The organism is Bifidobacterium biavatii DSM 23969 (assembly GCF_000741165.1).
Lineage (GTDB): Bacteria > Actinomycetota > Actinomycetes > Actinomycetales > Bifidobacteriaceae > Bifidobacterium > Bifidobacterium biavatii.
The window spans coordinates 32,871-43,467 of record NZ_JGYN01000020.1; the positions used below are offsets into that span (position 1 = coordinate 32,871).

A 10,597-nucleotide genomic window follows, 5' to 3' on the forward strand; every position below is an offset into this window, starting at 1 on the left:
GAGAACCACATGTTCGCAGCACAACCCACGGCCGCATCCGGCTTCGCCCAGTCCACGGATCCGCTGCCGTCGCTCGCACAGGTCATGTCCGGCGGCACGCCGTCGGCGATCGGCAAGGACGATCCCATCGGCACTTCAGCTTCGGGCATCGTCAGGAGCATCGAGGCCCAGCAGCAGCACGACATCGACACCGGGGCGCCGAAGTTCTTCGACAACGGGCATCCCATGATGCAGATCGTCGTGCATATCGCCACCGAGCAGCGCGACCCCACGATTCCCGGTGATGACGGCGTGCGCGCGGTGTACGTCAAGGGCAAGAACATCGGCACGCTGCGCAACGCCAGCCGCAAGGCCATGCGGGATATGCCGCACATCGGCGACCGGTTCACCGTCACGTACAGCGCGAACGGCGAGGCCAAGAAGCGTGGCTGGAACCCGCCCAAGCTCTACAGCTACGAGCTCCAGCCCAACGCCGCCCAGCTCGCCGACGTCATGCAGGAACCCGCGCCGGCACCGCAGCCGGCCGCGTTCCAGCAGCCCGCTCCCGCCCAACCGCAGCAGCCGGTGTTCGCGCCGGCTCAGCCGCAGGTGAACGAGCAGCAGATCCGCCAGCTCGCCGCCACCGGACGCAGCGCCTCGGAGATCGCCGGATTCCTCGGACTGACCGTCGGCCAGGTCGAATCCGCGCTCGAACCCGAGTTCTGATTCCCGGTCCTGCCCGTACCGTAGCCAAGCGGTCGCCGCGTATGCGACAGACGCGGCGGGCACTGCCAACCCGTTTCCATTACCGCCCAATGAAGGGAGGCAAGCAGTGAACGTCCCCTACACGCACCAGTGTTCCGTCATCCCGAACGGCCCCAGCCACGTGGCACGCGTGCTCATGGGCATGAGAGTGACCGAGGACGATTGGAAGCACACGTTCTTCGACCGTCTCGGCCAGAGCGTCACCGTGCCGCGCAACGAGATGAACAACAACCGCGAGTACTTCGACGACGGGTATGCGAAGGCCCTGTGGGACTTCCGCAACGGCTCCATGCTGCTCGGCGAGGACGGGCGCACCATCTACGTGCGCGACGTGGACGAGAGCGGCGCGAACCGGCTCTTGGATTCGTGGCACGCGATCGGCAGCATCGAGGACGAGTACCACGTCAAGGGCGCGGGCAAGGTGTATCTGCCGTGGAACGTGCAGATGCGCGTCGAGTGCTCCAAGCTCAAGGGACGCGTGAGGCATGGGGTGAAGTTCGCGAACATGGCGTTCTACCGCATCGACGGGCATGTGCGCCGCGTGCTGCCCGGCGACCCGATGTTCACGGACCCGTTCGAGATCAGCCTCGGCGAGGACTACGACGAAGCGCTCGTGGCCGAGGCCGGCCGGTACCTTCGGTTCGTGACCGCCGACGAGCACAGCGCGCAGAACCTCGGCCGCATGTTCGCCACACCACTTCTGGAGGCATACAAGCACCTCTTCTACGTGCTCTACGGCGGCGGAGGCAACGGCAAGGGCATCCTTCTGGGCGCGCTGAACAAGTCGTTCCCCGGATTGTCGGCGGCGGTGAACGCGAAGACCCTGCTGGGCGGCGCGAAGGGCGCCGGAGGGTTCGCGACCGATCAGGAGATGCTCAAGCTCATCGGCGCCCTGTGGGCGTACGACGAGGACGCGGACATCATCACGTTGGAACAGGCCACCCTGTTGAAGAAGATCGGCACTGGCGACACTATGGCCGCCCGGCGCATCCAGGAGAACACGGTCAGCTTCCGCAACAAGGCCACGTTCATCATCGCGTCGAACAACCCCGTCATCATGGCGAACACCGAGGCGCTGAAACGGCGCCGCGTGTTCGTCCGTATGAGGGACAACCGCGCCGAACACGAGTTCAAGGACCTCTTGGCGTTCCGCGCGAAGCACGGGGCGGTGCCGTTCCTCATGGCCTCATGCCGCCTGTGGGAGCAGTCCGACAAGCCGTGGGACGATGTGGCGATCGGTTCGGGCGACGACCTGACCGAGCATGAGCAGTGGATCGTGGACCAGATCATCACGGTCGGCTACGCGGTCAGCGGCGACAACCCCTATTACGCGAGTTCGGCCACGCACCGCAACAGCGTGACCAAGCTCGGTTTGGAGTCCACGTGCAAGCGCATCGACGGCAAGGTCGCCCGCGTGCTGGTGGTGGCGGACGAGAAGGTATTCGCGGTCTACCGGGCCAAGAGCGAGCATGACATCAGCCAGGCCGTAGAGGAAACCGTAGCGGCGCCGCCGCAGCCCATCGAGGGCGATATGACGGTCACGCCGGACGAGCTCGGCTATCCGGTCAACTACGCCACCGTGTCGGACGGGAAGAAATCCTACGACTGGCAGAAGGTGAAGGATCTGCCCGCCGGCTCCACGCCGGTTCCCAACGGCGGCAGCGCGTACGCGGTCATCCCCGCCGACGGCATGGCGGTCATCGACCTCGACGTGGCGAAGGACAGGAACGGCAACGTTCTGCAGGATGCTCCCACCGGCTGGGACGTGTTCAGCCGCGAGATCGGCGCGTATGGGAGCGACGCGTTCCCGCGCACCTACTTGGTGTCCACGCCCACCGGCGAGCGCCACGGGTTGACGAGCGTGCACGCCTACTACCTGATTCCCGGCGAGCTGAAGGGCCGGTTGAAGAACGGCGTGCACTTGACGGGCGCGCCGGTTGACATCCGTTGCGAGGGCAAGGGGTACGTCATCGGCGCCGGCAGCGTGCTGGACGATGGCGGAACGTACAGGCTGCTGGATATGCCCGACGGCGAGCCGCCCGTGATGCCGGCCGGAATGGTCTCGTGGTTGAAGGCGCACGGCTACGTGGAAGGCGAAACTCCCACGACTGTGAAGCCCGATGGGGCGAGGCCGGTGATGATGCGCACGCGTTACCGTTCGACGCGCATGGCCGGCAAGAGCGTCAGGAACGAGCCCGACATGACCCCGGTGGCTCCCGGATCGCGCAATGACACGCTTCACCGGTGGGCGTACGGGCGGTTGGCGAATCATCCCGACAACGCCTCGCGGATCCGCGACGACCTCTACCAACGCGGCCACGCCAGCGGATTGAAGGACAACGAGCTGGAGACCATCTGGCGCAGCGTCACCCGGCAGCTGAACGGAGGTGGTCATGCCTAGACGCAAACCACCGTGGCTCAAACACCTGTGCGCCGGCCGGCTGAAGGCGAGGAAGTGCGAGGGGTGCCGCGAATGGGTGGCCGTGGACGAACAGGGTTCCGTATGGGAGAAATACGACCCCGGCATCCTCGACGCCCATGATCTTGCGACGGCCATCATCCTCAAGCGCGGGTTCACCCGCATCATCCGGCACGGCGCCGGCGGATTGTTCTCACTGCAGGATCCGTGCGGAGCCCGCGGCATCGACCCGGATGGCGAATACCTCGCCATCCACCAGTGCCACCGGATTCCGATCAGCGTGAAGCCGTTCAAACCACCCAGACGGCGGGCGGCGGAACGCTGGAACCCGAATATCCGCTTGTCGGACGAAGAGGTCCGACTGTTCACCCGACTTTGGAGGCGACCATTATGAACATCATCCACCCCAAACGCCACGCCAAGCCCCGGCCGCGCGTCATCCCCGTGCCGGAGACCACGCACCACCGGCTGCGCCGCGTCTACCCGGCCGCCATCCAGTTCCTCCGTCAGCCCGCCGTGACGAGCGGGTTCGGCACCGCGGCCGGCGAGACGCGCGAATGCACGTGCGGCTACAAGACCCGCAGCCCCCAGCAGTTCCTCAACCATCTCGAAGAGAAAGCCATCATCATGCCCGTAGCATCCTTCCAAGCGCCCCGCCCGTTGATGACCCATCGTCTCGTGGACACCGCCAAGCAAGGCAAGGTGTTCATCTGCTCGTGCGGCCACGACTTCACCAGCCTGAGCCTCATGCAGGAACACATCCGCTACGCCGACAAGATCGAGGTGAACGACCATGAGTGAACCGCATCTCATCGTCACCGAGTACGACGGCCGGTTCCACTGGTGGTGCTCATGCGGTTGGGACACCGGCAGCCGCGTCCAGCTCCACCAACACCTCGGCAACGTGAAAGGGGTGCGGCCATGACCCGATACTGCGCGAACCACGACGGCAACCATGCGGGTCGGCTCAACATATGCGCCTCGTGCGCCCGGAAGTTCCGCGAGGCGTTGAAGTCGATAGCCGTGGATACGCCAGCCCTGCTGCTGATCACCACACGCCAAGCCGGCACCGGAGGCAACGACCACACCGGCGTGCGCAGCAGGTCGGCGCACGCGCCGCTGCTGATACGCGAACAGGCGTGGGAACTCTACTGCCAAGTGGAGGAACTGGTACGGCTCGCGGCACTCCAATGTGGCTACCCGCCGGCCGCGAGACGAACGGCCAGCGTGCCCGAACTCGTGCGAGGCATCCTCAAGGGCGACGAGCCACTGCTCGCGGCATCGGACGCACGCGAATGGTGGCGTGACGTCGTGGATATGGCCGGCAGGGTGAACCGCATGGTGGATCCGCCGGCCACTCGGGTGGCGTTCGGCGCGTGCCCGTTCTGCAAGCACGGCGTCGTCTGGGGAGCACCGCGCGCTCACATGGGCGAATGCCGTTCCTGCGGCGCGCAGGTGAACCGCACCTACGTGGCCGACCGGCTGCTCGACAAGCTCGCCGAATCCGAGAAGAAGGGCACCCCGAAACAGCTGAGCCGTGAATGCGCCAAGGCCGGCATCCGCTTGCCCGCCGCGACCATCCGCACATGGATCCACCAGAAACGCCTCACGCCCGACCAACACGGCCACGTCACGCTCAGCGGCATCGTGCCGTTGCTGCGTCGAAGAGCCGGCTGAAACGACGAGACGGCCCCGTTCTCCACGATGGGAGAGCGGGGACGTGGCGTTTTTCGCGTGTCGGTCAGTCGCCGACCTCGGCGCTGATCTTGCCAGCGATGTACCGGTATTCCTGCGTAAGGCCGCCGAAGCCCCATGAGTCGGGTCGTACGTCCTGCACCACGACGTAGCTGGCCTCGGACACTTCGCCGAGGATGGCCTTCATGCCGTCGAACGTGCACTTGACGAACAGGGCCTTGTCGTTCTTCGTGTTGGTGCCCTCGGTGATCTTGATCTCCACGTAGAACGTGGCCTCATGCCATTGTTCGGCGGACTCGCCGCCGACGAACCAGTGGGCGGGGTTTGCGAAGTCCACGTCCACGGACACCACGTCGCGCTGCTTGCCGAGCGTGTCTACAGCCAGATCGGTGAGCAGCTGCGCGACCCGTGCGGCCGTTTGCGATGATTCGTCGCCCGCGATGCGGGCCCTGATGTACGGCATGACCGTCTCCTTCGGTAGGGGGATCTCGTTCCCTGTGGATTATACGGAGAAGGTCGCGACGGTACCCCTCGACAAAAACCGTGTGAAGAAATTGTGGGGTAGGGTTCGCGTCGGATAAACGCGGGCGGCGTTGCCGCGAGACGACACGCCTGCCATATGAGGCGTGTCGGGGTAGGGGCGTGTTCCGTTGTGTCCCGAATTGTGTCCGTAGTTGTGTCCAATCGGATAAAAACACGGCGTGTCGCAGGATACAAAAAAGCCCGGAATCGTTGAAATTCCGGGCTAAATCGTCGGACCAGCGGGATTTGAACCCGCGACCCCTTGACCCCCAGTCAAGTGCGCTACCAAACTGCGCTATGGTCCGATGACCGACACAAAGAGAGCAATCTGGGTACGAGGTTTCGTATTACATTGTGTCCAGTTGTGTCCATCTTCAATTATGCGTTGCGCGCCGTCGGCCCTTAGCCCAGTCAGCACAAGCCCTCAGGTCAGGTGCTACTCAGCTGGACTGAGTAACCCCTTGACCCCCAGTCAAGTGCGCTACCAAACTGCGCTATGGTCCGATCGGCGCGAAGCACCGAGTAGATAAACTACCATACGTCGAAGAAAAGGCAAAATCGCCGTGTCGCACACGGCGTGTTCCTTTGGAACAACGCGTATGCGACACGGCGATCACCGGTCAGCTGTTGCTAGACGATGAGCGGGGATCATCGGCACAAAAAGCGTCGGCACGACCGCGCTCCACTCATCCCACGAGCTTCCACGGGCTACTTGCGCTTTTTCTTCTCGCGGATGTTCACCGAAATCTGGATCGGCGAGCCTTCGAAGCCGAATTCCTCGCGCAGCGAACGTTCGATGAATCGGCGGTAGCCGTGCTCAAGGAAACCGGTGGCGAAGATCACGAACCGCGGCGGACGCGTGGACGCCTGAGTGGCGAACAGGATGCGGGGCTGCTTGCCGCCGCGCAGCGGGTGCGGATGCGCGGCCTGGATTTGGCCGAGGAACGCGTTGAGCTTGCCCGTGGGAATGCGCTTGTCCCACGAGTCGAGCGCCTCGCGCATGGCGCGTGCCAGACGGTTCGTGTGCCAACCAGTCTTGGCGGACAGGTTCACGCGGGTCGCCCAGGTGACGCGTTCGAACTCGGTCTTCCACAAACGCTCCATGCGCTGGCGGTCGAACTCGTCCATGAGATCCCACTTGTTGAACACGAGCACGATCGCGCGGCCCGCGTCCACGGCGGAGCTCATCACCTTGAGATCCTGGTCGGAGATCGGCTGCGACGCGTCGAACAGCACCAGGGCAAGTTCCGAACGTTCGATCGCGGCCTGCGTGCGCAGCGACGAATAGTATTCCGCGCCGGACAGCTTGTGCAGACGGCGCTTGATGCCGGCTGTGTCGATGAACAGCCAGTCTTCGCCGTCCACGCGCACGATCTCGTCGACCGGGTCGCGCGTGGTGCCGGCCAGATCATTGACGACCGTGCGTTCCTCGTGCGCAAGCTGATTGAGCAGCGACGACTTGCCGACGTTCGGACGTCCGACGAGCGCGACGCGACGCAGATTGGTCGGCGTAAGGAAGCCGGACGTCTTCTCCGCCTTCTTCAGCGAGTCGATCGCGACGTCGAGCAGGTCGCCCACTCCCCTACCGTGCATGGCGGAGATGGAGTACGGTTCGCCGAGGCCGAGCTTCCAGAATTCGGCGGCCATGTATTCGCTGGCGCCGTCGTCGATCTTGTTCACGGCGAGCGTGACGGGCTTGCCGGATGCGCGCAGCAGTTTGACGATGCGCTCGTCCGTATCGGTCAGGCCGACCGATCCGTCCACGACGAATATGACCGCATCCGACAGCTGCATGGCAATCTGCGCCTGCGACGCGATCGCCGAGTCGATGCCTTCGACGTCGGCCTCCCAGCCGCCGGTGTCGACGAGTTTGAAATCGGTGCCTGCCCATTCCGCGTCGTAGCTGACGCGGTCACGCGTGACTCCGGGCGTGTCTTCGACGACGGCGGCGCGACGGCCGAGAATGCGGTTGACGAGCGTGGACTTACCGACGTTCGGACGTCCGATCACGGCGAGCACGCCGACCTGCTTGGGACCGTTGCCCTGGCTGGCTGTGGCGGGTCCGCGGCGGGAGACGAGCGCTTCGTCCGCCTCATCGAGATCGTAATCGTCGAGGTTGGCGACATACTGCTCGTACTCCTGCTCTTCGATCGCGTCCTCGACCATGCCGATGAGCACATCAAGCGTCTGCTCGAAGTCGAGATCCGAATTGTCGAGCGTGGTGACGCCGTCCGCGGCGGTCATGAAGCTAGTGACCTTCGAATCGGCCTTGTCGCGCGCCGCAACATCGTCGGAACCGACCGCGCCCGCCGCAACGGCCTGTCCGGTCCGTCGGGCCTGTCGCACTTCCTCCCGGGCGGTGAGCAGCACGCGCACCTCGGCGTCGGGGGCGACGACCGTGGTGATGTCACGTCCCTCGGCGACGATGCCGCGTCCCTCGGAGAACGAATCAACTGCGGATTCACGCATGATGAACGCGCGCTGGGCGGCCACGAGCACGTGGCGTACCGGGACGATGCCGGAGACCTTCGACACGTGGGACGAGACTTCGGACGAACGGATCGCGTCGCTGATGTCCTCGCCGTCGGCGAACACACGTGCGTCGTCCGGATCGACGGAAATGTCGAAATGATCGTCGGTGAAGAATTCGCCCACGGTTTCGGTGACGAGACGCTCGTCGACCGTTTCCGCGTCAAGGTCGATGCCGCGGTGCAGGCACCACCACGCGCACGCGCGGTACATGGCACCCGTGTCGAGGTAGGCGAATCCGAAATACTTGGCCAGCGCCTTGGACGTGGAGGACTTGCCCACGCCGGCGGGGCCGTCGATGGCGACGCGGATCACAGTCCCACCGCCTTCGACAGGGAGCGGACTTCGGTCTGCGACAGCACGCGGTAGGAGCCGGGCTTGATCTCGCCGAGCTTGATCGGACCGATCTGCGTACGCACGAGGCGCTTGACCGGGAAACCGATCGAGCCGAAGATGCGGCGTACGATGCGGTTTTTGCCCGAGTGCAGCACGACCTTGACGATCGTGGTGTCGCGGTTCGAGTCGATGATCGCGCAGTGGTCGAGCTTGATCCAGCCGTCGTCGAGCTGCACGCCGGTGGTGACGAGACGACGGCACACGGTACCGCTGAGCTTGCCTTCGAGCGTGGCGATGTAGACTTTTTCGACTTCGTACTTGGGGTGCATGACGTGCTGACTGAGTTCGCCGTCGTTCGTCATGAGGATGAGGCCTTCCGAATCGTAGTCCAGACGGCCCATGTGGAAGATGCGCTCGTACTTGTCGCCGACGATGTCGCGCAGCGTGTATCGGCCCTTCGGGTCCTCCATCGCGCTGAGCACGCGCTTGGGCTTGTTGAGCGCCAGGGTGACGTGGTTCGGGTTGATGCGTACGCGCGAACCGTCGACACGCACCTGCTGGTGTTCGAGATCGACGCGGGTGCCGAGTTCGGTGACCAGTTCGCCATCGACTTCGACACGTCCGTCGGTGATCATTTCTTCGCATTTGCGGCGGGATCCGAAACCGGCCTGTGCAAGGATCTTCTGCAGACGGACGGCGTTGCGATCATCATGGGCATGCGCCTTCTCGGCGCGGGAATATGCGTTTGGCATCGTTCTCCCAACGTGGCCTTGCGTACTTGCGTACGCGCGTTACTGATTATTCCTGATTGCGACATCATGCGAACATCGGGTTGCATGATGGACATGGTTATGATAACGGCTCCCCTGGTCTGAATTGCTCCCGCCCGTGTTGCGATCGTTGTCTCTCCATCCGTCGAATCAGTGCCGGCCCCAAACGTCGATTGCTGCGGTTCGCTCCCCGTTGGTACCGGAGCCGTGCTCGCGTACCGTTCGTTCGCCATGGCTGGCACAGACGATGCTGGTACTATGACAGTCGTCCGGCGGGCCGGTCCCGCGACGACAGTATTTACAGAGGATTGGTATTATGACTGCTTTTGAAGCACAGGACGTTCACGAGGAACCGTCTGCAAACGACACGGCATGGCCCGTTCAGGACAGTGAGGCCTCGGCCGGAACCGCATCGGTCGCGCCGGCAGCGACGATGTCTCCGCTGGTCATGCGTACGTTGGCTGAATTGGTCGGCTCGTTTTTGGTTTGCTTCGCGTTGTATGCGATTGGATCATTCGGCACGTCCATCTACGGCGCGAACATGGCGTTCGTCGCCGTGGGCACGGCGTTGGCGTATGCCGGCGTGACGACACTACTGGCCGGCGTGTCCGACGTGCAGCTGAATCCCGCGGTGACGATCGCCGCCGTGCTGGTGTCCCGTACTCCGGTGGTTGACGCCGTTGCGTACGTAGTCGCCCAGGTCGTCGGAGCCATCGGCGCGGGAGCGCTGCTGCGATTCCTGCTGCCCACGTCCAGCTCGATCGCGGAGAAGGTGTGGCTGACGCCGGCGGTGAACGGCTACGCCGAAGGTTCTGTTTCGTATTCGACGGTGAATTCCGTGGGCATCAGCTTCGGCGTCACGATGGCCATTGCCGTCGAGGTCGTTGCGTCGCTGATCATCGTCGGCACCGCAATGCGCCTGTTCGCTGCGAAGGATGATGATCGTCGTCCCCGTGATTACGCACTGTTGATGGGCGTTGCGTACGGCGTCGGTGCGGCGATCACCTACCCGATCACGGGCGCCTCGCTCAATCCGGCCCGTGCCACCGGCATCGCGCTGTTCGCCCAAGGACAGGGTCTGACCGCTGAACCGCTTGGTCAACTGTGGGTGTTCTGGGTGTGCCCTGTGCTGGCCGCGGCGGTCGTGTCGCTGGTCATGATCGCCGCTCAGATGGCGAAGTCGGCCAAGCATGGAAAAACGGTCGCGTCGGAACACGACGCGACCGTTGAAGATGCAGCCGATGTGAACGACGATCGTTCAGATCAGCATGCGTATGGCGAGGTAGCTGGCGAGCAGGCCGACGCCCAACGCGATGCCGATGAAGGAATCGAACGCGACTGAGCGCACTTTCCAAGGGCTGCGTTCGCGCAGCACGAGACGCAGCAGCCCGGTGACGATGGCCGCAACCGCGATGATCACGGTTGCGGCCATCGTGTATCCGAGGGCGGCAACGATCACCGACACCGCCACGACGGCGCCGACAAGCCATTCAAACCATGGCTTGCCTTCGTGCGCTTCGGAGACGAACGGATGATCATGCATGATGCACTGCCTTTCTCGGATTTGCCGAACCTGGGATGA

The 10,597-nt window shown here is 64.0% G+C and carries 11 protein-coding genes and 1 tRNA gene; 7 read left to right on the forward strand and 5 right to left on the reverse strand.

What is annotated here, in order from left to right; genetic code table 11:
- The first annotated feature begins 9 nt into the window (after positions 1-9).
- From BBIA_RS13400 to BBIA_RS14905, 6 genes are all read left to right on the forward strand, one after another.
- Positions 10-705 (forward strand): hypothetical protein, encoded by a 696-nt coding sequence (locus tag BBIA_RS13400; protein WP_051923893.1) that lies wholly within the window; start codon positions 10-12, stop codon positions 703-705.
- 106 nt (positions 706-811) lie between these two features.
- On the forward strand, positions 812-3,145 hold the full coding sequence (locus BBIA_RS07470; RefSeq protein ID WP_033492241.1) for a bifunctional DNA primase/polymerase: 2,334 nt from the start codon (positions 812-814) through the stop codon (positions 3,143-3,145).
- Positions 3,138-3,557, forward strand: a complete 420-nt coding sequence (locus tag BBIA_RS14440) for a hypothetical protein (RefSeq protein ID WP_051923894.1) — start codon at positions 3,138-3,140, stop codon at positions 3,555-3,557. The genes BBIA_RS07470 and BBIA_RS14440 overlap by 8 nt, the downstream gene beginning before the upstream one ends.
- Positions 3,554-3,964: a hypothetical protein gene (locus BBIA_RS14445; RefSeq protein ID WP_033492239.1), complete on the forward strand. Its 411-nt coding sequence runs from the start codon at positions 3,554-3,556 to the stop codon at positions 3,962-3,964. Before BBIA_RS14440 ends, BBIA_RS14445 begins: the two co-directional genes overlap by 4 nt.
- On the forward strand, positions 3,957-4,088 hold the full coding sequence (locus BBIA_RS15065) for a hypothetical protein (protein ID WP_274518580.1): 132 nt from the start codon (positions 3,957-3,959) through the stop codon (positions 4,086-4,088). The genes BBIA_RS14445 and BBIA_RS15065 overlap by 8 nt, the downstream gene beginning before the upstream one ends.
- Positions 4,085-4,840 carry a hypothetical protein gene (locus BBIA_RS14905; protein ID WP_238548466.1) on the forward strand — a complete coding sequence of 252 codons (756 nt, stop codon included), beginning with the start codon at positions 4,085-4,087 and terminating at the stop codon, positions 4,838-4,840. Before BBIA_RS15065 ends, BBIA_RS14905 begins: the two co-directional genes overlap by 4 nt.
- A gap of 64 nt (positions 4,841-4,904) precedes the next feature.
- Here the strand turns inward: BBIA_RS14905 and BBIA_RS07495 are convergent, their stop codons facing one another.
- The 4 genes from BBIA_RS07495 to BBIA_RS07510 all read right to left on the reverse strand — a co-directional run bounded on the left by BBIA_RS07495 (position 4,905) and on the right by BBIA_RS07510 (position 8,997).
- Positions 4,905-5,321 (reverse strand): tautomerase family protein, encoded by a 417-nt coding sequence (locus BBIA_RS07495; RefSeq protein WP_033492235.1) that lies wholly within the window; start codon positions 5,319-5,321, stop codon positions 4,905-4,907.
- 290 nt (positions 5,322-5,611) lie between these two features.
- Positions 5,612-5,685 (reverse strand) — tRNA-Pro (locus tag BBIA_RS07500).
- A 403-nt stretch (positions 5,686-6,088) separates the two neighbouring features.
- Positions 6,089-8,224, reverse strand: a complete 2,136-nt coding sequence (gene der / locus BBIA_RS07505) for a bifunctional cytidylate kinase/GTPase Der (protein WP_033492233.1) — start codon at positions 8,222-8,224, stop codon at positions 6,089-6,091.
- On the reverse strand, positions 8,221-8,997 hold the full coding sequence (locus BBIA_RS07510) for a pseudouridine synthase (protein WP_033492231.1): 777 nt from the start codon (positions 8,995-8,997) through the stop codon (positions 8,221-8,223). Before BBIA_RS07510 ends, der begins: the two co-directional genes overlap by 4 nt.
- Before the next feature lie 451 nt (positions 8,998-9,448).
- On the opposite strand from BBIA_RS07510, the gene BBIA_RS07515 reads away from it, so the two are divergent.
- Positions 9,449-10,357 carry an aquaporin gene (locus BBIA_RS07515; protein ID WP_033492300.1) on the forward strand — a complete coding sequence of 303 codons (909 nt, stop codon included), beginning with the start codon at positions 9,449-9,451 and terminating at the stop codon, positions 10,355-10,357.
- Here BBIA_RS07515 and BBIA_RS07520 read toward each other — a convergent pair.
- Positions 10,274-10,558 (reverse strand): DUF3017 domain-containing protein, encoded by a 285-nt coding sequence (locus BBIA_RS07520; RefSeq protein WP_033492228.1) that lies wholly within the window; start codon positions 10,556-10,558, stop codon positions 10,274-10,276. The genes BBIA_RS07515 and BBIA_RS07520 overlap by 84 nt on opposite strands.
- Positions 10,559-10,597 lie beyond the last annotated feature (39 nt).

Excerpts from the sequence above, each read along its gene's own strand:
- BBIA_RS13400 (WP_051923893.1), top strand. The coding sequence starts at position 10 with ATGTTCGCAGCACAACCCACGGCCGCATCCGGCTTCGCCCAGTCCACG.
- BBIA_RS14440 (WP_051923894.1), top strand. The coding sequence starts at position 3,138 with ATGCCTAGACGCAAACCACCGTGGCTCAAACACCTGTGCGCCGGCCGG.
- BBIA_RS14445 (WP_033492239.1), top strand. The coding sequence starts at position 3,554 with ATGAACATCATCCACCCCAAACGCCACGCCAAGCCCCGGCCGCGCGTC.
- BBIA_RS15065 (WP_274518580.1), top strand. The coding sequence starts at position 3,957 with ATGAGTGAACCGCATCTCATCGTCACCGAGTACGACGGCCGGTTCCAC.
- BBIA_RS14905 (WP_238548466.1), top strand. The coding sequence starts at position 4,085 with ATGACCCGATACTGCGCGAACCACGACGGCAACCATGCGGGTCGGCTC.
- BBIA_RS07495 (WP_033492235.1), bottom strand. The coding sequence starts at position 5,321 with ATGCCGTACATCAGGGCCCGCATCGCGGGCGACGAATCATCGCAAACG.
- BBIA_RS07510 (WP_033492231.1), bottom strand. The coding sequence starts at position 8,997 with ATGCCAAACGCATATTCCCGCGCCGAGAAGGCGCATGCCCATGATGAT.
- BBIA_RS07515 (WP_033492300.1), top strand. The coding sequence starts at position 9,449 with ATGTCTCCGCTGGTCATGCGTACGTTGGCTGAATTGGTCGGCTCGTTT.
- BBIA_RS07520 (WP_033492228.1), bottom strand. The coding sequence starts at position 10,558 with ATGCATGATCATCCGTTCGTCTCCGAAGCGCACGAAGGCAAGCCATGG.